We start from the raw sequence: 24,757 nt of genomic DNA, 5'->3' as shown, positions 1-24,757 counted from the left end.
AAAAATATAAATTGTTAAAAAGCCGTCCCGATAATTTTCGGGACGGCTTTTTTTGTATAATTGCTTATCATTGACTCCCCATCGCGTATCATCCTGTCATTACAGTTCAGGATGGTACAATTTAAACTATTTTAAATTTTTTAGTCTAAACCTTATTTAATCTATTACAGCTAAAACCTCCCATGAAATCCAATTTATTAGTTGCTGTTTTATTGTGCTGCCTTTTAAGCATCGGCCAATCGGCATCAGCACAAAAAAAGCCTGTGGCCACAGCCCCTCAAAAAAACTTCACCTTATTTTTCGAGAAAGTATACGTACACACTGATCGTGATTATTATGCTACCGGCGAAGATATTTGGTTTAAAGCCTATTTGGTTAATGGCTTAAGCAGTTATCCTACCTATACAAGTAATAACCTGTATATCGACTTGATTTCTCCCGATTCAAAGATCATGTCGCGCGAAATCATACGCCTGGATCAGGGTATGGGCGTGGGCGATTTTAAACTGACCGACTCAGTACCCGAAGGTGTTTACCACCTGAAAGCATACACCAACTGGATGCGTAATTTTGGCGATAATTTTATTTTTGATAAAAAGATAACTATTCACAGCGTTCAGGGGGTAAAATCGGCAAACCCGCAGGTTAAAGAAGCAGGTAAACGCGGCAAAGCAACCGAGATACCTCCGGTAAATATCGACCAGACCTACAAGATCAATTTTTTCCCCGAAGGCGGATCAATGATAGAAGGTGTTGCCACTGTGGTAGGTTACAAAGCAGAAGATGCTATGGGCAAAGGTGTAAAGGTAAGTGGTGATGTTACATCTGCCCAGGGCGATGTGGTGGGGCATTTTGAAAGTACCGATATGGGGCTGGGTAGTTTTACCATATTGCCTGTTGCCGGTACCAAATACATGATAAAGGGCACCTATAAAAACAACCTGCCTTTTACATCGGCATTACCCGATGTATTGAGTACAGGATATGCTATTCATATTGTTAATACCGACTCTGTAGTACAGGTGGTTGTAAGTACTAACCAGGCCACGTTAGATAAAAACAAAGGCAAAAAATTAACACTTGCCAGTAAACATGCCGATAAATATCAGTGGGAAGGAAAATTTGACCTTGCTGATCTGCAAATGAGTATCGGTATATCCAAGGCGAAATTATCACCGGGGGTAAGCAGTATTCTTTTGTTTGATGAATTGATGCATCCTAATTGCGAGCGCCTGGTTTATATCAACAACAAAAATAATGTTAAACTGAGTGTGGTACCTGATAAAGCGGTTTACGCATCAAAAGAAAAAACAACAGTAACCATTACCGCTACTGATAGTAAAAACCAGCCCGTGAAGGCAGAACTATCTTTAGCTGCAATTGATGGCACTGTAGTACCTGCCGATGAAAGCAACATAGTAGCCTATCTGTTACTGCAATCGGATATCAGGGGGAAAATTGAAAATGCAGCGCAATACTTCGATGTGAATAATGTAAATCGTTTTAAGCAAATGGATATGCTGCTGTTAACACAAGGCTGGCGGGATTTTGTATGGAAACGCCTGCAAGATTCAACATTAAAACTAAGCTACCTGCCCGAAGCCGGGTTTACGGTATCGGGAAGGGTAAGATCGGTAATGGTAAATAAGTCTATCGCTAATGCCAATATCACTTTATATGCGCCCGGTGCAAAGGGTAATAAAATTTTCGCGACGCAAACCGATCAGGATGGAAAATATTACCTGGATGGTATTGAGTTATATGGCAACCAGACCCTTAAACTCACATCGCGCAATTTGAAAGGTAAAAAAGATGGCTGGTTGTTTTTAGATACCCTTGCCAATGATGCCTTCCCGGTTACACCTACACCTATATTTAATGAAGAGCCGAGCCCGCAATTACTGGCTTTTAACAAAGCCAGTACAACACGTGTAAATGAGGCTAATCGTTTTAAGGTATCAAATGTGGTGCAGTTAAAACAGGTTAATATTACCGATAAGCCAAAAACGGTTACCTTAATGGACGAAACCCTGCAAAGCTTTGGGTACCCTGAATATGAGTTCAACATCACCAAGGCCGATTATACCTATAAAACCCTGGAGCAATTTTTAATACAAAAAGTGCCCGGGGCTATCGCCAATCCCGATAAGGAAAGCGGTATCATGTTTATGTTCGGCGGTCAAAAGGTGTTTCCTAAGTTTGTTGTAGATAAACGCGAGGATATGTACGAAAGGTTGGATTACTACAATCTGTCTATGGACCAGATCAATACGGTATCAGTAAGGCACCTGATCAGCATGGGTGGTGGCGACAGGATCCTGGTTTATCTTTCACTTAAACCAACAGCTTTTGATAAAAAGGAATTTAGCCTGGTTAACCAGGATGTTAACGGTTATTATAATGCCCGTACTTTTTACGCGCCTAATTACGAATATTCTTCAACCAAAAGCGACCAGCGTACAACCATTCACTGGGAGCCTATGATAACAACGGATGAAAAAGGTCAGGCAACGGTATCTTTTTACAATGCCGATCCAAAATCAAAAATAAGAGTAGTAGTTCAGGGTTTATCAAACACCGGAGTGCCACTATCGGCAGTAGCAGGTTATAGCATTAAATAAAAATGATACTAAAATATATGAACAGGTTAAGCCTGACCGCTCTGCTACTATTTGTTAGTTATACGGGTTTTTCGCAAGCACAAAAGGCGCCCGCGGGCAAACTCTTTTTTGAGAAGGTATATCTTCATACCGATCGGGATTATTATAGCACCGGCGATGATATGTGGTTTAAGGCTTACCTGGTTGACGCGCAAACAAATATACCTTTAGGTTATACCAATAATTTATATGTAGATCTGGTAGACCCCAACGCTAAGATCATCAATACCGAAACCGTTTTTATGGCTAATGGTTTAGGTAAAGGCGATTTTAAACTTGCTGATTCTATCCCGGCAGGCACTTACAGGCTGCGTGCCTACACCAACTGGATGCGTAATTTTGGCGATAATTTTATTTTTGAGAAAACCATCACCATATCAAATACCATTATTGATAAGCAAGGCGCAGCCGGTGCCGCGGCAAAAACTTTAGCCAAGCAAAACAAACCTGCAGTAATAGCAACAACAAAAGGTAAGTCTATTATCCGTTTTTTCCCTGAAGGCGGATCAATGGTTAATGATGTGACGGGGATAGTTGCTTTTAAAGCCGAAGATCCTAATGGGAAGGATGTGAGCGTTAAGGCAAGCATCATATCATCAACAGGTGATACGGTTGCGCGTTTTAACAGTACTGCCCAGGGAACAGGCTTATTTGTTTTTACGCCCGAGGCGAATAAAACCTATGCGGTAAAAGGGGCGTTCAATAATAACCAGCCCTTTACAACAACTTTACCTGCCGCTTTAGCCAAAGGTTATACCATACACACCAGCGATGCAGACCCTGAGCATTTACGTATCATTATCAGTACCAACCAGGCTACGCTGGCAGATAATCCCGATAAGGAAATTGTACTTACCGCAAGGCATACAGGCTTGAGGGTGTTAAATGCTACAGCAAAATTCCAGGAGATGCAGATCAGCGCCACGCTGCCAAAAAAACAATTCCCGGCAGGGGTTTCCAGCATTACGATATACGATAAGCAACAACACCCGCAATGCGAAAGATTGATCTTTATCCCGGATTCTATATCAGCGAAAGCATTAACTGTTAAAACAGATAAGATCGTGTATGCTTCAAAAGAAAAAGTAACCCTGAACATTAAAGCGGCTGATGCAAGGAACAACCCACTAAAGGCAAACCTTTCAGTTGCCGTGGTTGATGCAAAGGTAGTTCCGGCGGGTGATGGCAATATCGTATCGTACCTGATGCTGCAATCGGAGGTAAGGGGTAAAATAGAGCATCCCGAAAGGTATTTTGATACCACAAATACCAATCGCTTTAAACAGATAGACCTGTTATTGATGACACAAGGCTGGCGCGATTTTGTATGGAAACGTTTAGCCGATACCGCTATCAGGATAAGCTACCCGGCCGAAGATGGTTTTGCCGTATCAGGCAGGCTAAGGGCTAAATTTGCCAATAAACCTATCCCTAATACAAATGTAACCTTAACTATTAAGGGGCCTGTAGTAGGGCAAGCTTATCTTACAAAAACAGATAGTGCCGGTAAATACTATTTTAAAGGTGTGCCATTTACCGGGGGTAAAGACATAACCCTGGCAGCTTTTGATGATAAACAAAAAAAGGTGGGCCTGATACAAATGGATTCACTAAATAAAGCGGCGATCCCGGCAAACCCTGTCCGCCAGTTTACGGTTGATACAGTAAGCCAGGTTGCGTTTTTAAATGCTGATGCGGTACGGTCAAGAGGAAAACAACGCTTATCGGATACCCTAAAACTAAAGGAGCTAACCATTAAAGCTAATAAATACGATCAGTTGTTCAACCAAACCGTAACTAAATTTGGCTATCCGGATCTTACTTACCCGGTAACATCAAAATACTATTTCTATAATTCGTTACGCGATTTTTTGATACACGAAGTGCCGGGCGCGCGCGTAAATGATGTGGATACCGTATATTTTTTAGGGGCGCAGTTTGATGTGGAGAAGAACCGTGACAGTCAGAAAAAGATAGTACCACGCTTTATTGCCAACGGGCGCGAAGATGTTGATGATATCAGCAATGGTATCTACCTCGATCTGACCATGGATGTGATAAACAAGGTGACTGTAAGGCACGTTTTGGGCCAAACGGTATCAGCAGCCAGCAGCACGGGTACGTATGGTACCGGCGCCGGTGGTGATGTTTACCTGATATTTCTGGACCTGAAACCAAATGCTATGGAAAAAGCGCAGCTGAGTATGGTAAATGCCCATGTTGATGGTTATTACGAAGCCCGCACTTTTTACAAGCCGGTTTATAATGCAGGTAACCAGGGCAAGCCGGATAGCCGCACAGCTATATTTTGGGAACCCGATGTGATTACTGATGCCAGCGGTACAGCAACGCTAACCTTTTTTAACGCCGACCCGAAAACAAACATCAGGGTAGTGGTGCAGGGGTTGACGGAGAAGGGCACGCCTGTGGTATCGGGTACAACATATATGGTAAAATAATCCTCTAAACCCTTAAATGGGGAACTGAATTAATAATTTGCACATTTATAAAATCTCACACAGTATAAAAAATATCATGAAATTTATAAAACCAATAGCCTTTATTTTGCTTACCGCTATTTTAGTGAGCTGGACGAAACTAACACCCATAAAAGTATACATGATAGGCGACTCGACCATGGCCAACAAAAGCCCGGGTGTTTATCCCGAAACAGGTTGGGGTCAGGTATTCAAAGAGTATTTTACCGGTGACGTTACCATTGATAACCGTGCACAAAATGGCCGCAGTACCAAAAGCTTTATTAATGAGAAACGTTGGGATGATGTAATGAGCACATTGCAGGCCGGAGATTATGTAATAATTGAATTTGGCCACAATGATGAGAAGGTTGAAAAACCAAATACAGGTACTACCATAGATGAGTTTAAAGCCAACCTGTTAAAATTTGTTACTGATGCACGCGGCAAAGGCGCAACCCCGATATTAATGACGCCTGTTACCCGCCGCAGCTTTAAGGATGGTGTACTTACAAACTCGCATGGCTTATACCCGGATGCTGTACGCGATGTGGCCACTAAAAATAATGTAGCCTTTGTAGATATGCTGCAAAAAAGCGAGAAGCTGGTAAAAGCGATGGGAGAAGCACCATCACAATCGCTATGGAACTGGGCAGATTCGGGTGTGTACAAAGGCTTCCCGAAGGGGGTGAAGGATAATACCCACTTTAACCCAACAGGCGCGCACAAAATGGCTGAATTAGCTGTAGAAGGATTGAAGGAATTGAAATTGCCGCTGACGGCATATTTGAAACCCTAATGTACAAATGTGCGTATTTGCAGATGTGCAAATGATTTAAAAGAATGGTGATACGCAATTATTTGCACATCTGCACATTTACTAATTTGCACATTATATCATATAATGCTCCATAATATCATCAGGAATGAGAACGCTTTTGCCTGTGTTGATATCTATCATCACAAAATCAAACCATCCATCGGCGCTCACCTTGTTATTACTCTTATTGGTAATGATAAACTTTACGCGGCAGCCCCGGTCGTCAATTTCATTGATACCTGTTTTAACGGTGAAGTAGTCGCCCAGCATTAAGGCCCGTTTAAAATTAATGTGTACAGCCTTAACTACCCAACCATAACCGTTTTCCATAAACCTTTCCATGCTCATGCCGTAGTTAAGTTCCATTTGGTCATAACGGGCAGCTAATACATAATCAAAGTATTTGCTGTTATGCACATGCTGGAACATATCGATATCATCGGGGCGTACGCGTAGTTCAGTTTCGAAGGCTTTATAAAGTGGGTTAGTGCCAGGCATAATGTTAGATAAAAAGTCAAAAGTAAAAATTCAAAACTATATAGCCTAATATGCTTAAAAGCCAGTTTGTTTGTTAAGTTAACACCCGCTAACCGCGAATGTTTTATTTTGCCTTTTGGATTTTTACTTTTGACTTAAAAGAATTACCTTTGCACCCAATTAATAGAATTATTTACGCTTCAATATTATTCAGGTAATGTATTTAAGTAACGATTGGAAATCAGAGATTTTCGCAAAACACGGTGGCGAAGCCACTAACACCGGTTCAACCGAAGGACAAGTAGCTTTATTTACAGCACGTATTGCTCACTTAACCGGCCACTTACAGAAAAACAAAAAAGATTTTTCTACACAGTTATCCCTTCAAAAATTAGTAGGTAAACGCCGCGGATTGCTGGCATACCTTTACAAAAAAGATATTAACAGGTACCGTGCCATTATCAAAGCTTTAGGCTTGCGCGATATCATAAAATAATTCTTTTAGTGAATCACTAAAAAGCCGTCTCTTTTGGAGACGGCTTTTTTACTTTTGTCCGAAATATTTATACACCATAAAAACCGGTGCACTCAAAAGATGAAAAGTGCGCCAAACACAAAAAAAGATGAGTTTAAACGTAATTAAAAAAGTTATCGATCTGGGTGACGGCCGCACCATCGAAATTGAAACCGGCAAGCTGGCCAAACAAGCCGATGGCTCTGTAGTAATTAAAATGGGTGATACCATGTTATTGGCTACTGTAGTATCATCAAAAGAAGCAAAAGAAGGTATTGATTTTTTACCCCTTTCTGTTGATTATCAAGAAAAATACGCGGCTACAGGCCGTATTCCTGGTGGATTTTTACGCCGAGAGGCACGTTTATCAGATTATGAGGTTTTGATCTCGCGTTTGGTTGACCGTGCATTACGCCCAATGTTCCCGGATGATTATCATGCTGATACACAAGTAATGATATCATTAATATCGGCTGATAAAGATATCATGCCTGATTGTTTAGCAGGTTTAGCTGCATCAGCAGCTTTAGCTTGTTCTGATATCCCGTTCAACGGCCCGATATCTGAAGTTCGCGTGGCTAAAATTGATGGTAAACTAATTATCAACCCAACACTGAGCCAATTGCAACGCGCCACTTTAGAGTTCATCGTAGCCGGTAGCGAGCATGATATCAACATGGTTGAAGGTGAAAGTGCCGAGATACAGGAAGCTGAATTAGTTGAGGCTATTAAATTTGCCCACACTGCTATTAAAGTACAATGTTTAGCTCAAAAAGAATTAACTGCAGAGCTTAACAAAACTGAAAAACGTACCTACAGCCATGAGCATAGTAATGAAGAGCTGAAGAAAGCTATTTACGCTGCTACTTACGATCAGGTTTACGCTGTTGCAAGTTCTGCATCAGCTAAAGATGAGCGTAGTGCTAAATTCAAAGAAGTTAGGGATACCTATATCGCTACTTTAGGCGAAATTGATGATATCACAAAATCATTAGCTAAAAAATATTATCACGATGTTGAGTATGATGCTATCCGTAACCTTGTATTGGATGAAGGCAAACGTTTAGATGGCCGTACAACTACACAAATACGCCCTATCTGGAGCGAAGTTGGTTATTTGCCTGCTGCTCACGGTTCTGCCGTGTTTACACGTGGTGAAACACAATCATTAACTTCGGTTACCTTAGGTGCTAAGGATGATGAGCAAATGATTGATGGCGCGTTTATCAACGGTTACCAAAAATTCCTGTTGCATTACAATTTTCCTGGTTTCTCAACCGGTGAGGTTCGCCCGAACAGGGGAGCAGGCCGTCGTGAGATCGGTCACGGTAACTTAGCTATGCGTTCGTTAAAACGTGTGTTACCTGCCGATGATCAAAATCCTTATACCATCCGTGTTGTATCTGATATTTTAGAATCTAACGGTTCATCATCAATGGCTACGGTTTGTGCCGGTACATTAGCTTTGATGGATGCAGGTATCAAAATCAGCAACCCGGTATCGGGTATCGCGATGGGTTTGATCACCAACGAAATGGGTACAAAATATGCTATCCTTTCTGACATCTTGGGTGATGAAGATCACCTGGGTGATATGGACTTTAAAGTAACAGGTACTAAAAACGGTATTGTTGCTGTACAAATGGATTTGAAGATCAATGGTTTATCATACGAAGTATTAACTAATGCGTTAAACCAGGCTAAAGAAGGCCGTTTGCACATCTTAGGTGAAATGGCTAAAACCATTACGGCTCCTAACGAAGACTTTAAACCACACGCTCCGCGTATTGTTGAACTACGTATCGATAAAGAATTTATCGGCGCTGTAATAGGTCCCGGTGGTAAGATTATCCAGGAAATGCAACGTGAAACCGGTTCGACCATTTCTATCGAAGAAAAAGACAACCAGGGTATCGTTCAGATATTTGCTGATAACAAAGGCGCTATTGATGCTGCTGTTGCACGTATCCGCGCGATAGCTGCTAAACCAGAGGTTGGCGAAATTTACGAAGGTAAAGTTCGTTCGATCATGCCGTTTGGTGCTTTCGTTGAAATTATGCCGGGTAAGGATGGTTTATTACACATTTCGGAAATTGACCACAAACGTATCGAAACAATGGATGGTATATTCAACGTAGGCGATCAGGTTCGTGTTAAATTACTTGAAGTTGATAAACAAGGTAAACTGAAGCTTTCGCGCAAAGCTTTATTACCAAAACCGGAAGCTAAACCGGTTGAGCCAAAAGCTTAATATAAAATCAATTATATTTAAAAGGCCCTCTGAAAAGAGGGCCTTTTTTTATGACGATCTGTTGAATAAAAAGTGCGCTCATCATATTTATTACGCATTGTTAAATTTCCGGATATATTTTGTTGCGATTTTAAATTATAGCATGATTTTTGACGTATAACAGTGTCTTATTAACTAATGTTAATAAAGCATATACTAAGTAATTATCGACATGACACTTAATATCCACGATCCGCTTGATGATAAAAACAAACCCGGCGGAAAGGGGATGGAAAAGCGTGCGCAAAATGATCTTATTACCGACCTGCTCCACCAAATTATTCGGGTAAAAGAACTCATAAAATTTCACGAAGCCATGCCTGATGCAGAGGGCATGCTTGCCGCATCAATACTAAATGAACTTGTAGCCGAAGCACATAGATCATTGGTTGATTATGATCCTGTTTTAATGAAAAAGTACTACGATCTGTTATTGAATTGCGATTAATAAGCAGCTTGCCAATAGTCGTTTTTTCGAAACTACAAAAACATAAAATTTATGTAAGTTTGCGGCATGAAGCACCTGGTTTCACCATCTATTTTAACCGCCAATTTTGCTAACCTGCAAAAAGATATTGAAATGCTTAACCAAAGCGATGCCGACTGGATACATGTAGATGTAATGGACGGTGTGTTTGTACCAAACATATCTTTTGGTTTTGCCATTATTAAACAAATTAAGGCAATAGCCAAAAAGCCTTTAGATGTACACCTGATGATTGTTGACCCTGACAGATACCTGCAGGAATTTAAAGATGCCGGTGCCGATGTGATTACGGTGCATTACGAAGCATGTACACACCTTAACCGTACCATCAATAAAATAAAAGAACTGGGCTGTAAAGCAGGGGTGGCGCTTAACCCGCATACACCGGTAGCTGTACTTGATGATATTGTTGATGAACTGGACATGGTATTGATCATGTCTGTTAACCCGGGTTTTGGCGCTCAAAAGTTTATAGCTAATACCTATAAAAAAATTAACGACCTGGTTATCATCAGCACGATACGTAACCCGTCGCTCCATATTGAAATTGATGGGGGAGTAGATTCAAACAACGCGGCTAAATTATTAGAGGCAGGTGCAAATGTTTTAGTTGCCGGTAACGCGGTATTCTCTGCAACCGATCCTAACGCGGCAATAAGCCATCTCAAAAATATTAACTAAACCCAATTGTAATTTTATTAACATTTATCCAAAGCTGGTATCAATTATTTTCTATAAAATATAGCTAAACAATTTCAAATTACTAACTTCGGGGCGTTAAATTTTTAATACTCTTAATATAGTTGCTTGTTTTTCGAAACTCTCATAATATACAAAGTCTATAGTATTTAACGTTAAAGGCCATAACTCAGCCCAATTAAACAGAAACTAATACAGTAAATATGAAACATAATTTTGGTGCCGGTCCGGGCATTTTACCACACGAAGTTTTAAAACAGGCCGCAGAAGCCGTGATCGATTTGAATGGAATAGGTTTATCTATTCTTGAAATTTCGCACCGTTCATCGGAGTTCGAAGCAGTTTTAAACGAAGCAGTAAGTTTGGTAAAAGAATTGTTTAATGTTCCCGAAGGTTACTCGGTATTATTTTTACAAGGCGGTGCCAGCACTCAATTTGCCATGGTGCCATATAACCTGTTACCAACTGATGGTAAAGCAGCTTATGTTGAAAGCGGTGTTTGGGCAAACAAAGCACTCAAAGAAGCAAAATACTTTGGTAATGTAGAAGTTATCGCGACAGCAAAAGAAGCTAACTTTAAACATATCCCTAAAGATTTTACAGTTCCTGCTGATGCAGCCTATTTGCATTTAACATCAAATAACACCATTTACGGTACACAACTGCACGAGTTTCCAAAATCACCGGTTCCGGTAATCTGCGATATGTCTTCAGATATATTCAGCCGCGAAATTAATGTTGCTGATTTTGGTGTGATATACGCCGGTGCTCAAAAAAACATGGGCCCTGCAGGTACAACACTGGTTATCATAAAAGACGATATTTTAGGTAAAGTTGACCGTAAAATACCGGCAATGTTTAACTATCAAACACAAATTGAAGGTGGATCAATGTATAATACTCCGCCATGCTTTGCCATATACGTATCCATGCTTACCCTACGTTGGTTAAAAGCTAAAGGCGGCGTTGCTGCTATCGCGAAAGAGAACGATGCAAAGGCAAAGGCTTTATATGAAGAAATTGACCGCAATCCATTGTTTACCGGTGTTTGCGTACCTGAGGATCGTTCCAAAATGAATGTGTGCTTTGTGCCGGTTAACCCTGAGCACGAAAAACCATTCCTTAAGCTTGCAGAAGAAAAAGGGATAGTAGGCATAAAAGGTCACCGTAGTGCCGGTGGTTTCAGGGCGTCAATTTATAATGCCTTGCCAATTACCAGCGTACATGTGCTGATAGAGGCCATGCAGGAATTTGCAGAGAAGAATAAAGCATAGTTAAGTGTTGATTAAGTTGATAGGCGAGTGGTTACTTTCTTCAACTTAATCAACTTATCAACCCAATAAACTTAATAAACCAAATGATTAAAATATTAGCTAATGATGGTATCGATCCTGCAGGTAAAGCAATGCTTGAAGCAGCAGGTTTTGTAGTTGATACCCAGAATATCCCACAGGATGAACTTGCTGCAAAATTAGGCGCTTATGATGCGATAACCGTTCGTAGCGCTACTAAAGTGCGCAAAGCGCTTATTGATGCCGTACCTACCTTGAAACTAATAGGCCGTGGCGGTGTTGGTATGGATAACATAGATGTTGATTATGCCAAAGAAAAAGGCGTGGCCGTTTATAATACTCCCGCATCATCATCATTATCTGTTGCCGAGCTTGTTTTTGGCCACTTATTTACAGGAGTACGTTTTCTGCAGGATGCTAACCGCAAAATGCCGGTTGAAGGCGCTACCAAATTTAACGATCTGAAAAAAGCTTACGCCAAAGGTTCAGAACTGCGTGGTACAACCATCGGTATCTTAGGCTTTGGCCGTATAGGCCGCGAGGTAGCTAAGGTTGCCATAGGTTTAGGTATGGATGTTTTAGCTTATGACCTGTTTCCGTTTAACCCCGAAGTTGAATTGACTTTAGGCGGTGGCATACAGGTTAAAGCCGCGGTGAAGGTTGCAACTAAAGAAGAAGTTATTGCAAAGAGCGATTTCATCAGTATACACACACCGTTTACTGATAAACCGGTATTAGGTACTGAAGAATTTGCTCAAATGAAAAAAGGTGTTGCCGTAGTAAACTGCTCACGTGGCGGTACTATTGATGAGCTGGCGCTGATAGAAGCATTAAACAGCGGACAGGTTAGCTTTGCCGGATTAGACGTTTTTGATAACGAACCAACACCTCGTGCTGAGATCTTAACTCACCCTAAAATATCATTAACCCCACACATTGGCGCTTCAACAAACGAAGCCCAGGAACGCATAGGGGTGGAGTTGGCTAGTTTGATCATTGATTTCTTTAAGAAATAAAGCAAACTTTACGTGGAAGATATAAGGCCCTGGTATTACCCGGGCCTTTTTTAATGTAATGAGAAATTGAAAGAACCTTCAACCTTTACCGAATCCAAAGTCGCAGACTTATCGTCAGTTACATATCCGTTGAAAGTGCCTTTTACTGTTCCAATTAAATAATTGGTAACTATCGGGTTAGCAGTAACGTTTTCGGCTATTACTTTTGCGAATGCGGTAGAAGTTGCACGGGTTAAGATTAGTTTTATGTCGTTTCCATGCGCCACATTACGAAAATTAAAGCCGGATAACTTATAAGTTCCGGCAACAGTATCGTCAAATTGTAAGGTTACATATGATGTGCTGCTATTATCTTGTCCGGACAATATTGTTGGCGGTTTCCCGCTGTTGGATGTGGAAAGAGTACTTATATTTATATTTTCGGTAGCAGCAGAATATGAGTATGTTACGCCCTTGTATAGCAAAATGAATGTATTTGTTCCGCCAATAGGTACAGAACCAATGCCCAGGTTAGGGTCAAAATAAGTAATTCCACCTGTCGATCCGGTATTACCGGTAGAACCTGTACTACCCGTCGCTCCTGTGCTTCCAGTTGAACCCGTTGTACCGGTCGATCCGGTACCACCAGTGTTACCAGTTATGCCTGTCGAACCAGAACTGCCCGTACTTCCTGTGGAGGTAGTTACAGTTGGGCTAACAGAATGACCGGCAATTTTAACGCATGAGGAGGAAAACAACAATGTTGTGAACATAGCAAATAACAACCGCGTATACTTAAGATTCATTCTACTGAGTTATGTTGAACGAACCTGATACGCGTAAGAACAAACCGGAATTAGCATCAAACATAGTGCCATCAAAAGTACCTTTTACTGTTCCAGTAGTAGGTGTGGCGGGCGAAGTCAAAGGGGTAGGGTTAACATTTGAAGTTGTAACATTAATCTTTTCGGTGCCGGTTTTGTCAGTAAGATCAAAGACACCTGTTGTAATGAAACTTGACGCACCGGAATAGGTACCTACACCATTCCCAAAGTAAGATATAGCCAAGGTAGTTGTAGCTGACGAATTTGCTGCTATTATACCTGTTTGCGCAGCCCCACCACCAAAATCAAGGCAATTAAGTGAAATCTGATTAGTTGCACTTGAGCTAAATGTAACAATAGGTCCTCCATTTATCTGAAAAATAATAGTATTTGAAGCACCAACTGCTATAGGGCCAATACCGTTTGCATTTGGTGTGCCGGCAGATGGATTGACTGTTGTTCCACTTCCAGTTGAACCTGTCGAGCCAGTGCTGCCTGTGGTTCCGGTACTACCCGTTGAGCCTGTCGAGCCAGTGCTGCCTGTAGTTCCGGTACTACCGGTGGAGGCTGTCGAACCTGTCGATCCAGTACTGCCTGTGCTTCCGGTACCTGAAGTTGAACCAGTGCTACCTGTACTCCCTGTTGAAGTTGCTGGTATTATAGTATGTCCCGCAATTTTAGCGCAGGATGATATAATTGCAATTCCCGCAAAAAGCAACGTATAGATAAATACCAACTTAGGGGTAAAATTCTTTTTCATTAATATAAATTATATAAAACCCCATAAAGGTAACATATATAAATTATATTAAAAACAAGAAAATATGAACAGAATGTTATTGCTGTATGGTAAATACACCTACTACGTTTGCAGTATTTGAAGCTACGGTTATCGTACTTAAAAAGCTGCCCGAAATATACCCTTTAGTAACGTTAATACTGTCTACGGTTACCGTTCCAATATTATTGTTTGTTTGGGTAAATACCGTGCCCGATTTTTGCTTATATCTTACTGTAAACGCGTCAAGGTTAAATGTACCCTTGGTATTGGCGCTAAATTGCAAATTGCATATACTGAATTTTGCCCCGTTCTGGCTCTTAACCAAAGTTTGCGGTGTGGCTACACTCACAAACGATATGGTATCGGCGGGGGTAGTAAGTGTGTGCGTAGTATCGCCCTGGATAAAGAATTGTACATTACCTGTTTTTGTAACCCCGGTGATCCCGGTAAGGTGCCCCTCTTGTTTTGTACATGATGTAATCGCGAAAGCCGCAAAAACAAAGATGGCCACATATATTAACGATGCTGATGTAATAATCCTTTTCATAGTTTCCAATGCTTTTGATCGATAAAAACCTAAACGTTGGTATACTATTTATATTATGCAGTACTGCTACAACTCGTAAACAATATCTTTAACAGGAATGGTAACTTTATATCCATCGGCCTGCAATGTATCTGCCATCATTTGCATACTTTCCGTTTCGCCATGCACTAAAAAAACACCTTTCAATATACCCGGATCCTGACTCTTAATTGTATTTATTAAATCATCATGGTCGCCGTGAGCGCTAAACAGGTCTGTTTTTTTAATGGTGGCATACACGGCCAAATCGCGGTCGCGTATATGTACTATCGGGTCGCCGCGCAACAGCCTGTAACCCAGCGTACCTTTAGCACAATATCCTATAAACAGTATGGTGCAATAATAGTTTTGAATATTGTGATACAGGTGATCCTGTATCCTCCCGCCTTCCAGCATGCCTGCCGATGAAATGATAATACAAGGTTCAAAATAGTTCGACACCTGCCTGCTCTCGTGTAAATTCTCAACATAGCTCAGGTTATCAAATTCAAACTCATCGCCTTTGCGGTTATAAAAATCGTGCGCTTCTTCGTTCAGCAGGTTATGGTATTTTCTGAATATCCCTGTGGAGGCGTTAGCCATGGGGCTATCCACAAAAACCTTAACAGGAGGGAGCAAGCCGCTGCTGAATATCTTATTCAGCGAAAATACCAGGGCCTGAGTACGCCCTATACTAAATGCCGGTATAATCAGCCTGCCTTGTTCTTTTATACATGCGGTGTTTATGGTTTCTACAAGCGTCTGCTCAATGGTTTTATCTTTGGTATGATGACGTCCTCCGTAGGTTGATTCTGATACGATGTAGTCAACTTTCGGCAGCTCTTGCGGGTCATTAAGTACCGGATAATTTTTGCGGCCTATATCGCCTGTAAAGGCTATGGTTTTTTCTGTTCCGTTATCGTTGATCTTCAAAATAACGGCAGCCGCACCCAGTAAATGCCCGACAGGGATAAAAGTTAACTCCACATCGCCGGTAACATGGAACGGACGGTTAAAACCGATCGTAATAAATCTGTCAACCGTATCCATTACATGCTTTTGCAGGTACAAAGGTTGCCTGCCGCCGCTGCCTGGCCTTTTACGGTTATGCTTGCGCGATTTTTCTTCCCTTCGTAAAAATATATTTACAGAGTCGAGCAACAACAACTCAGTTAGTTCGGCTGTAGGAGGGGTACACAATATCTGGCCGTTAAAGCCCATGCGCACTAAAGTTGGCAAATTGCCCGAATGATCAATATGCGCGTGTGTTAATATTACCACATCAATTTCTTCCGGCCTGAACGGAAACTCTTCGTTCATCATCACATTATGGTCTTTTTCGTAATCAAGGCCACAATCAACCAGTATTTTATATTTTCCTATTTCGAGCAGGTGCATGCTCCCGGTAACCTGTTGGGCTGCACCATGTATGGTTAACTTCATCAATATTTTATATCATCTATGTAAAATGGATGATGTAAGATGAAATATGTGAAGGCATATTCATTCACGCCTTTTATACATCTTCCATCTTACGCTTTACATCTTACATTTAATTTTTATCATTTTTATAATTACAATACCTAATACCAGGTAAAACCTTGGGTATTCTTGGGTGTTTTCAGCTAAATCTCACTTCCTGAATTATCAATTTCGCAATTTCAACCCAACCGATGTTTAGCGCTTAACGCCATGCATTTCACGAAAACCTTGGGTATTTATGGGTATATTTTTGTAAACAATTTCTATCAACAATAAACAAAAAATGAACCCCAAGCGTGGCATTCACTGGTATTTCTTAAAGAACATTTGCACACATCATTTCTAAGTATGCCAACCCATACAATATACGGATTTCCCTCCATATTATAAAATTTCATTCCCCTTCAGAGGTTAGGGGGCTTCCGCTACATACTGCAGGCTACTCAGGTACTTATACAAACCACCTTCATTTTTCACCAACTCATCATGGTTGCCTCTCTCTATGATCTCACCTTTTTCCAGTACAATTATCTGGTCGGCCTCGCGGATGGTAGATAAGCGGTGGGCTATGATAATCGATGTGCGGTTCTTCATCAGTACCTCCAAAGCCTCCTGAACCAAACGTTCAGACTCCGAATCGAGCGATGATGTCGCTTCGTCGAGTATCAGTATTGCCGGGTTCTTCAGCAAAGCTCTGGCTATGGCTATACGCTGCCTTTGTCCGCCTGATAACTTTACGCCGCGCTCGCCAACTATAGTAGCATACCCTTCCGGGAAACCGCTCACAAATTCGTGAGCATTGGCTTGTTTGGCCGCCCTTATAATTTCATCTTCGGTAGCGCTTAGTTTTCCATAAGCGATATTTTCGCGTATGGTGCCGCCAAACAGCATTACATCCTGCGGTACTACAGCCACCTGGTTACGTATATCGGTTAGGTCATAAGCTGAGGCCGGCTTACCATCAAACATCAGCTCGCCGCTTTGCGGATGGTAAAACTGCAGTATCAAGGCCGCCGTGGTTGATTTACCCGAGCCACTCGGCCCAACAATGGCTACCTTTTGTCCGGCTTTAGCCTCAAAGGATATATCTTTCAATACCTCCACCTCATTCCGCGATGGATAATGGAATTTCACGTTATTAAACGCCAGGTTCCCGTTAATTTTTTGCTTAATAACGTTCTCACTTTCGTGGATAGAAATGTCTTCGCCTTTTTCTTCCAATATCTCCAATACCCGTTCACTGGCGCCTATAGCTTTTTGCACATTGGCATAAAGCTCGGGCAAACTACCCATGGCCGCCGCAACAAAAGCGGCATATAAAATAAAACCAAGTAAGGCCGGAAAATCAAAACCGCTACCAGGGGTTGCTATAAGCGTGGCTCCGTACCATATCATACAAAAGATACTCCCGAACATCACAAAAGTGATGAACGATGAAAATAACCCGCTGAATTTAGAGCCTTTAATAGATAACTTTACCACATCCTTAATAACAGCCACATATCGTTTTGCTTCGTATGCTTCGTTTACAAATGCCTTTACATTCGATATACCCTGTAGCGTTTCTTCCACTATAGTGGCCGATTCTGCCAGCTTATCCTGTGTGTCACGTGATAATTTCCGGATAAAGCGCCCGAAATATTTAGCCGAAATAATGAGTACCGGAACGGTGAGCAATAATACTGATGTTAATTTGGGCGAAAGGATAACCAAAAATGTGATACTGCCGATAATAATTATGGTTTGCCTTATCATTTCTGCAAAGGTGCTGGTGATGGCGCTTTGTATTTGCGACAGATCTGTAGAGATACGGCTGTTCAGCTCGCCAACGCGTCGGTTGGCAAAAAAGTTCATGTCAAGAGTGATAAGCTTAAAAAACGTATCACGCCGAATATCGGCCACCGACCGCTCAGAAACCTGCACAAAAAAAGTAACACGAAAAAAGGAAACTACAGCACCTATCAATTGAATACACATGGCACCCAGGCCCACATACATCAAACTCCTGAATTGTTTGGGTATTATTGCGTTATAATGCCCTTGTGTAGCATCAAGCAGAGCCTTCAAAAAAGCCGGGAATGCCAACTGTGTTAAGCTGGCCATCACCAAAAAGAAAAAACCCGCTATAAACTTGCCCCGGTAAGGTTTTATGTAACTCAGCAGTTTTCCAAACTTCTGCAGGTTTTCCTTATTTAGTTTTGCTTTTGGGATGTCCGCTTTAGTTGTTCCTCTTATATAATTTCCTTTGGCCATTTATGTTATTCCGTGTTTTATGTTTGAAAGATAGCAAAAATAGACAGACTGCACTTTTAAATTGACAATGCAATGGAGTACAACCCTGTTGCTACTAAACAGGTAGACGGATACCCAATCAAATTACTTTAACTTTTTTACGCCGGTTATCTTTTCCTGATCCTGTTTCGCTTGGTAAACATAAAAACAGACGTAAACACAAGCAATACAATAATGATATATAAAGTAGTTTGGCGGCCTTTCAATGCGCTCTCCTGGTCGTTTTGCTGTTTTACCAGTATTTCGTTTTGCTGGCGTAATTTGTTAATGGTAAGCATATAACCCGCAAGCTGGCTTTCAGATTCGTGTGATTGTTGCTGCACCTGTGTTTGCTGCACATTCTTATAATCGAACAATATTTTCAACTCTTTAAAAATGTTATTGTCCGTTTGCACAATGTCCATCAATATTTCGCCCGAGCGTTTAATATCTTTTTTGGTTTGCCAGCCAAATATGCCGGTATGCTGGTCGAGGCTTTGGGTATATTGGCCAAACTTGCGGCTACGCTCTTCAAGCAATCCGTTAATTTTTTTACGTTGTAACTGGTAAACAAGGGAATCGGTATTGCTAACTGCAAATACGGATGTAAGGGGTGCCAATAGAAAAAGGCATATCAATAGTTTTTTCATGGTTAATTAAGTACTACTGGAAATCGATGATCACGCTATCGCCCAGGTTCAATCCTAATAACCCACTTGCGTTCCCTTTGTTTATAGCAATTTCCAAATGATCGCTAATACCAAACATACACAGCTTTTCGCCTTCGGGTACTTCGTTGTAATGCCAGCTTAATGTGGTTATGGTTTCATTGCGTTTAAAATATAAAATAAAGCGCCTGCCGTTCTGTACCTTGTTAAAAAATTCCTTGGTAACGTTTGTAATTACGTTTTGGAACGAATCGATGTAAATAACGCTACCCTTTATCACATTCTTCTCCACCACCGGTTGCAGGTTCATTTTCTTTTCAAACTCCGTTACCGGGATGCCTATATCTGTTAACGCGCCACCTTCGGCTAAATGGCATGCTGCCTTCACAAAAATATCGGCCAGCGGAAAGTGCAAAAACTTGAGGTCCTGCATAATATTGATCTCCACCATCTCCTGCGCGTCTTTATTAAACATGAGCGAGAAGATACCATTATCCGCCCCAACAAAATACTGATTTTGGTAACGTACAGCTAAATAACGGGTATGTTCACTAAACACGGTATCTATCCCGATAAGGTGTACCGTATCATCCGGAAAATAATGGAAACTGTTCTTTAAAATAAAGGCAGCTTGCTGTACATTGAACACCGCGACCGAATGTGTAATATCAATAATGGTTACGGTTGGCATTAACTTTAAAATACTACCTTTAAGCGCCGCCTGATAAATATCTTTGTCGCCCAGATCAGTAGTTAAAGTTATAATTGCCATTAATTTTTAGAAATATATTTACTAATCTTGTACATGCAATAATCAGCGTGCAAATATTCAAATTTAATCCATAAAAAACTGCATTTTTAAAAAATCCATAGCTTGAACGAATTAAAACTAACTATAGAAAACATTAACCCCGCAGTATTATGGGGCGCTAATAATGATCATTTCGAGATCATTAAAAAACAGTATCCAAAACTTAAAATTGTTGCCCGTGGCAGCGATGTTAAAATACTGGGCGACGAGAACGAGATAAACCTGTTCAAAGACAAGCTAAACAAACTGATACAGCACGTAGAGAAATTTGACAGCCTGAATAGTAACGACCTGTCGCGCATATTAGGTTCAAGCATAGAAGAGCCTGAGCCGGATGCAACTGCCGACAGATCAACCACCGGCGAGGTGATCGTATTTGGCCCTAACGGTATTATGGTTAAGGCACGTACGGCTAACCAGCGCCGCATGGTAGATTCTATCGCCACCAACGATATCTTGTTTGCCATTGGCCCTGCAGGTACAGGTAAAACCTACACCGCTGTTGCACTGGCTGTGCGCGCTTTAAAAAACAAAGAAATTAAACGTATCATTCTTACCCGCCCTGCAGTTGAGGCAGGGGAGAACCTCGGCTTTTTACCCGGTGATCTGAAAGAAAAGATCGATCCGTATTTACGCCCCTTATATGATGCATTGGATGATATGATCCCTGCGGAGAAACTGAAAACTTACCTGGAGAACCGCACCATCGAGATAGCGCCGTTGGCATTTATGCGTGGCCGTACGCTTGATAATTGCTTTGTTATTTTGGATGAGGCGCAAAACGCCACCGATATGCAGTTGAAGATGTTTTTAACACGTATGGGCCCATCAGCAAAGTTTATTGTTACCGGCGATGTTACCCAGATAGATCTTCCTAAAAAACAACAATCGGGTTTACACACCGCGTTGAGAATATTAACAGACATAAAAGGAATAGATATTATTTACCTTACCGGCGAAGACGTGGTGCGCCACAAACTGGTAAGAAAGATATTATCTGCCTATGGGGATATACAGTAAGATTAGTTATTAAGTTGCTGAGTTACTAAGTTTTTGAGTTAGTTAGTAAGGTTATTCGTTGTTTTTTCAATAACCCAACAACTCAATAACCTAATAACTCAATACCCAACAACCCAACACATGAACGCATTAAAAGAAACACATTTCAACTTCCCAAACCAAAGCAGCTTTTACAAAGGTAAGGTAAGGGATGTTTATACTATTGATAATAAATACCTGGCTATGGTTGTTACCGACCGTATTTCGGCCTTTGATGTGGTTTTACCCGAACCAATACCTTATAAAGGGCAGGTATTGAACCAAATAGCCGCCACCTTTTTAAAAGCTACTGCCGATATTGTACCAAACTGGGTATTGGCCGTGCCAGACCCGAATGTTACCATTGGCCGTATTTGCGAGCCCTTTAAAGTGGAGATGGTGATACGTGGTTACCTTGCCGGCCATGCCGCACGCGAATATAAATTAGGTAAGCGCACAGTATGTGGCGTAACCTTACCCGAAGGCTTAAAAGAGAATGATAAACTGCCCGAGCCTATTATTACACCAACAACAAAAGCTGCCGTAGGGCACGATGAAGATATATCACGCGGGGATATATTAGCCAAAGGCATTGTTACCGAAAAAGATTATCTTAAGCTTGAAGCTTATACACGCGCCCTTTACAAACGCGGTACAGAAATGGCTGCCAAACGCGGATTGATATTGGTTGATACTAAATATGAGTTCGGTAAAGTTGGCGATGAAATATTTTTGATAGATGAAATACATACGCCGGATTCATCGCGATACTTTTACAAAGAAGGTTACCAGGAGCGCCAGGAAAAAGGCGAGGCACAAAAGCAATTATCAAAAGAGTTTGTGCGCCAGTGGCTCATAGAAAATGGGTTTCAGGGTAAAGAAGGGCAGGAAGTACCTGTGATGACACCCGAAAAAGTGCTATCAATATCCGAACGATATATTGAACTTTACCAGCAGATCATTGGCGAAAAGTTTGTAAAACCCGAAAATAAAGATGTAGTAAACAGGGTGGAGCAAAATATTATGCTTGCATTAAGTAATTTTTAACCCTATTTTTATTGCAGGTAAAAATATATATCTTTATCATCTTAAATTTAAACAATGAAATTTAGTGTAGATAAACACGAGAAATATGTATTGGTTAAGCTGAATGAAACAAAGCTTAACTCGTCCATAACACCTCAGCTAAAATCTGAATTGATATTGATGAATACCGAAGGGCAACGAAATATCATTTTAGATCTTTCGTCCATCAAGTTTGCTGATTCATCGGGCTTAAGCAGTTTATTGGTAGGCCATCGTTTATGTAAAAATGCCGATGGTTGTTTTATTCTTTCCGGTTTAACCGATTCTGTTGCCAGGTTAGTAACCATATCGCAATTAGATAATGTGCTGGCAATAGTTAATAAAACCGAAGAAGCTATCGACCTGATCTTTATGGAAGAGATCGAAAAAGGGTTGAACAGAGAAGTGAGGTAAATAATTTCTTTCTATTTTTTTCCGGACATGAGGTTTGATGTAACGATCCTGGGCAGTAGTTCGGCAACACCAATTTATAACAGAAATCCAACGGCGCAAGCACTCAATATTAACGAGCGCTTATACCTTATTGATTGCGGCGAAGGCACGCAACAGCAAATGCTGCGTTTTGATATTAAAGCCAGCCGTATCGATTATATATTTATCAGCCACCTGCACGGCGATCATTATTTAGGCTTATTGGGTTTGCTTTCGTCATTACATTTAAACGGGCGTAAAAAACCCATCTCTTTGTTTGGCCCGCCGCAGCTTATCGAGATCATTGAAATGCAGTTGAAGTATTCGCAAACAACACTCCATTTCGAACTGATATTCAAGCCAACCAATACGGAAGCGAGCGAAGTAATATTAGATAACCAGGATATTACTGTCGAGACTATTATTCTTGATCATCGCATACCCTGCACAGGCTTTCTTTTCCGCCAAAAGCGCCGCCTGCGTAAAATAATTAAAGAAAGGGCCGAAGAACTAAACGTGCCTATGTTGTATTATCCCGCCTTAAAACGCGGTGCAGATTTTTTTGCTTTGGATGGCACAACACACCCTAACAGTGAACTTACCACAAACTCCGAAGAGCCCAAAACTTATGCTTACTGCTCGGATACACTATACAATCAAAGTTATTTTGACCAGATAAACGGTGTTGATTTACTTTACCACGAAGCTACCTTTGCACATGACATGCTCGACCGTGCTAACGAAACGCACCATACCACAGCTTTCCAGGCCGGCGAAGCAGCAAGGATCAATAATGTAAAAAAACTCATTATAGGTCATTTCTCAGCCCGCTATAAAACACTTACCGAATTGTATGACGAAGCTTCGTCTGTATTCCCAAACACTGAATTAGCTATTGAAGGCCGCACTTTCGTAATTTAGCGTTATGGGAGTAGAGATAGAACGTAAATATCTGGTAAACCTTGAAAAGTGGGATGCTGCAACTAAACCTGTACCTAAGTATTTAAGGCAAGGTTATATGGTTAAAGAACCGGAAAAAACGGTAAGGGTACGAGTTGCCGATAAACAAGGTTTTATTACCATTAAAGGTAAATCATCCGGCATGTCGCGCAGCGAATATGAATATGAAATATCCTTAGCCGATGCCGAAGAACTCTTAAATGACTTTTGCGGATCTGTTATCACCAAAAAACGCTTTGAAGTACGCTTTGCAGGTAAGCTATGGGAGGTAGATGAATTTGCAGGTGATAATAAAGGCTTGCTTATAGCCGAAATTGAACTGAATAGTGAAACGGAAACCTTTGAGCTACCCGAATGGTTGGGTGAAGAAGTTACTGCCGATAAACGTTATTTTAATTCTAACCTGTCAATACACCCGTATTCGCAATGGTAGCTTAAGCCAGATAAAAATGAAACAGCGAAAAACCGATAGCTGTTCCTAAAATACTGCCTGCTAATACCTGTAATGGTGTGTGCACCTTTAAATACAACCTTGCCAGACAAACACCTATTACCGATGCAAGGATCACATAATATAATATCACAAAATTACTTTCGTAAAAACGGTATTGCAATACATATAGAATAGCGAACATACCCCAGGCGCCACAAGCGTGTGTGCTTATCTTCCAAAACGGGGTAATAATGGTTAAAAACATAACTGAAATGGTAACCGCTATCATTGATAAAGCAAGCGGGTTGCTAAAACCTACCTGTTTAACCAAAAACAATGAGATACCTAAATAGATAACGCACGAAAATATCTGCGGGATAGTACGGTCTTCCTGCCTGTGTAATGTCAGGTCTGAGATCACCTTTCGTTTATATAATATAAACACCACTATAAAAGGCAGCAGGGTAGTAGTTAAGGCTATATATAAAATAGCCAGCAACTTATCACTTAAATTAATAACGTGCGCTGTTTGCGGGAAAAAGAATAGAATGATGATATAAAGATAGGTAGGCGCCAATAATGGTATTAATATAACAGATAAAAAATTGGCTAAAAATCTCTTCATTATTTATACGTGTAGATATTGCTAAGAGAGCAAATTTAAGTGGTTTATCCAAAAAAAATAACTTTTTAAACTTAGCTTTAAATCATAGGTG

Annotated in this window: 23 protein-coding genes; 14 read left to right on the top strand and 9 right to left on the bottom strand. The window is 40.9% G+C overall.

Annotation, left to right across the window (positions count from 1 at the left end):
* Window positions 1-182 precede the first annotated feature (182 nt).
* The 3 genes from KXQ82_RS17520 (at window position 183) to KXQ82_RS17510 (ending at window position 5,936) form a co-directional block, all read left to right on the top strand.
* The gene (locus tag KXQ82_RS17520) at window positions 183-2,621 is read left to right on the top strand and encodes an alpha-2-macroglobulin family protein (RefSeq protein ID WP_219489762.1); all 2,439 of its coding nucleotides are present in this window, start codon (window positions 183-185) and stop codon (window positions 2,619-2,621) included.
* 2 nt (window positions 2,622-2,623) lie between these two features.
* Complete coding sequence (locus KXQ82_RS17515; RefSeq protein ID WP_219489761.1) at window positions 2,624-5,119, top strand: MG2 domain-containing protein; 2,496 nt, start codon at window positions 2,624-2,626, stop codon at window positions 5,117-5,119.
* 76 nt (window positions 5,120-5,195) lie between these two features.
* Entirely contained in the window at window positions 5,196-5,936 is a 741-nt protein-coding gene (locus KXQ82_RS17510) for a rhamnogalacturonan acetylesterase (RefSeq protein ID WP_219489760.1), read from the top strand.
* 93 nt (window positions 5,937-6,029) lie between these two features.
* Here the strand turns inward: KXQ82_RS17510 and KXQ82_RS17505 are convergent, their stop codons facing one another.
* Window positions 6,030-6,455 carry an acyl-CoA thioesterase gene (locus KXQ82_RS17505; RefSeq protein WP_219489759.1) on the bottom strand — a complete coding sequence of 142 codons (426 nt, stop codon included), beginning with the start codon at window positions 6,453-6,455 and terminating at the stop codon, window positions 6,030-6,032.
* Window positions 6,456-6,651: 196 nt separating this feature from the next.
* On the opposite strand from KXQ82_RS17505, the gene rpsO reads away from it, so the two are divergent.
* From rpsO to KXQ82_RS17475, 6 genes are all read left to right on the top strand, one after another.
* Complete coding sequence (rpsO, locus tag KXQ82_RS17500) at window positions 6,652-6,930, top strand: 30S ribosomal protein S15 (RefSeq protein WP_219489758.1); 279 nt, start codon at window positions 6,652-6,654, stop codon at window positions 6,928-6,930.
* A gap of 127 nt (window positions 6,931-7,057) precedes the next feature.
* On the top strand, window positions 7,058-9,199 hold the full coding sequence (gene pnp / locus KXQ82_RS17495) for a polyribonucleotide nucleotidyltransferase (protein WP_219489757.1): 2,142 nt from the start codon (window positions 7,058-7,060) through the stop codon (window positions 9,197-9,199).
* Window positions 9,200-9,410: 211 nt separating this feature from the next.
* On the top strand, window positions 9,411-9,686 hold the full coding sequence (locus KXQ82_RS17490) for a hypothetical protein (protein WP_219489756.1): 276 nt from the start codon (window positions 9,411-9,413) through the stop codon (window positions 9,684-9,686).
* 66 nt (window positions 9,687-9,752) lie between these two features.
* Window positions 9,753-10,406 (top strand): ribulose-phosphate 3-epimerase, encoded by a 654-nt coding sequence (gene rpe / locus KXQ82_RS17485; protein ID WP_219489755.1) that lies wholly within the window; start codon window positions 9,753-9,755, stop codon window positions 10,404-10,406.
* A 221-nt stretch (window positions 10,407-10,627) separates the two neighbouring features.
* Entirely contained in the window at window positions 10,628-11,698 is a 1,071-nt protein-coding gene (serC, locus tag KXQ82_RS17480) for a 3-phosphoserine/phosphohydroxythreonine transaminase (RefSeq protein ID WP_219489754.1), read from the top strand.
* An 83-nt stretch (window positions 11,699-11,781) separates the two neighbouring features.
* Window positions 11,782-12,732 (top strand): D-2-hydroxyacid dehydrogenase, encoded by a 951-nt coding sequence (locus tag KXQ82_RS17475; RefSeq protein ID WP_219489753.1) that lies wholly within the window; start codon window positions 11,782-11,784, stop codon window positions 12,730-12,732.
* 50 nt (window positions 12,733-12,782) lie between these two features.
* Here the strand turns inward: KXQ82_RS17475 and KXQ82_RS17470 are convergent, their stop codons facing one another.
* The 7 genes from KXQ82_RS17470 to KXQ82_RS17440 form a co-directional block, all read right to left on the bottom strand.
* On the bottom strand, window positions 12,783-13,517 hold the full coding sequence (locus KXQ82_RS17470) for a hypothetical protein (protein ID WP_219489752.1): 735 nt from the start codon (window positions 13,515-13,517) through the stop codon (window positions 12,783-12,785).
* Between the two features lies 1 nt (window position 13,518).
* Window positions 13,519-14,295: a hypothetical protein gene (locus KXQ82_RS17465; protein WP_219489751.1), complete on the bottom strand. Its 777-nt coding sequence runs from the start codon at window positions 14,293-14,295 to the stop codon at window positions 13,519-13,521.
* A gap of 76 nt (window positions 14,296-14,371) precedes the next feature.
* Entirely contained in the window at window positions 14,372-14,863 is a 492-nt protein-coding gene (locus tag KXQ82_RS17460; protein WP_219489750.1) for a hypothetical protein, read from the bottom strand.
* A 66-nt stretch (window positions 14,864-14,929) separates the two neighbouring features.
* Entirely contained in the window at window positions 14,930-16,324 is a 1,395-nt protein-coding gene (locus KXQ82_RS17455; RefSeq protein WP_219489749.1) for an MBL fold metallo-hydrolase, read from the bottom strand.
* 450 nt (window positions 16,325-16,774) lie between these two features.
* Entirely contained in the window at window positions 16,775-18,616 is a 1,842-nt protein-coding gene (locus KXQ82_RS17450) for an ABC transporter ATP-binding protein (protein WP_219489748.1), read from the bottom strand.
* Between the two features lie 146 nt (window positions 18,617-18,762).
* Window positions 18,763-19,284 carry a hypothetical protein gene (locus KXQ82_RS17445; protein WP_219489747.1) on the bottom strand — a complete coding sequence of 174 codons (522 nt, stop codon included), beginning with the start codon at window positions 19,282-19,284 and terminating at the stop codon, window positions 18,763-18,765.
* Between the two features lie 13 nt (window positions 19,285-19,297).
* Window positions 19,298-20,074: an SAM hydrolase/SAM-dependent halogenase family protein gene (locus tag KXQ82_RS17440; protein WP_219489746.1), complete on the bottom strand. Its 777-nt coding sequence runs from the start codon at window positions 20,072-20,074 to the stop codon at window positions 19,298-19,300.
* Between the two features lie 102 nt (window positions 20,075-20,176).
* Here KXQ82_RS17440 and KXQ82_RS17435 point away from each other — a divergent pair, with 102 nt between their 5' ends.
* From KXQ82_RS17435 to KXQ82_RS17415, 5 genes are all read left to right on the top strand, one after another.
* Window positions 20,177-21,133 carry a PhoH family protein gene (locus KXQ82_RS17435; protein WP_219489745.1) on the top strand — a complete coding sequence of 319 codons (957 nt, stop codon included), beginning with the start codon at window positions 20,177-20,179 and terminating at the stop codon, window positions 21,131-21,133.
* A 120-nt stretch (window positions 21,134-21,253) separates the two neighbouring features.
* On the top strand, window positions 21,254-22,198 hold the full coding sequence (locus KXQ82_RS17430) for a phosphoribosylaminoimidazolesuccinocarboxamide synthase (protein ID WP_219489744.1): 945 nt from the start codon (window positions 21,254-21,256) through the stop codon (window positions 22,196-22,198).
* A 54-nt stretch (window positions 22,199-22,252) separates the two neighbouring features.
* Window positions 22,253-22,630: an STAS domain-containing protein gene (locus KXQ82_RS17425; protein ID WP_219489743.1), complete on the top strand. Its 378-nt coding sequence runs from the start codon at window positions 22,253-22,255 to the stop codon at window positions 22,628-22,630.
* A 27-nt stretch (window positions 22,631-22,657) separates the two neighbouring features.
* Window positions 22,658-23,569: a ribonuclease Z gene (locus KXQ82_RS17420; protein WP_219489742.1), complete on the top strand. Its 912-nt coding sequence runs from the start codon at window positions 22,658-22,660 to the stop codon at window positions 23,567-23,569.
* Between the two features lie 4 nt (window positions 23,570-23,573).
* Window positions 23,574-24,041 carry a CYTH domain-containing protein gene (locus KXQ82_RS17415; protein WP_219489741.1) on the top strand — a complete coding sequence of 156 codons (468 nt, stop codon included), beginning with the start codon at window positions 23,574-23,576 and terminating at the stop codon, window positions 24,039-24,041.
* 1 nt (window position 24,042) lies between these two features.
* Here KXQ82_RS17415 and KXQ82_RS17410 read toward each other — a convergent pair whose 3' ends face one another.
* Window positions 24,043-24,666, bottom strand: coding sequence for a phosphatase PAP2 family protein (locus KXQ82_RS17410; RefSeq protein ID WP_219489740.1), 624 nt, complete (start codon window positions 24,664-24,666; stop codon window positions 24,043-24,045).
* Window positions 24,667-24,757 lie beyond the last annotated feature (91 nt).

Origin of the sequence: Mucilaginibacter rivuli, from assembly GCF_019391655.1 — a bacterium.
Taxonomy (GTDB): Bacteria; Bacteroidota; Bacteroidia; order Sphingobacteriales; family Sphingobacteriaceae; genus Mucilaginibacter; species Mucilaginibacter rivuli.
Note: the sequence above shows the minus strand (reverse complement) of the source record. Positions and strands in the feature narration are given on the sequence as shown.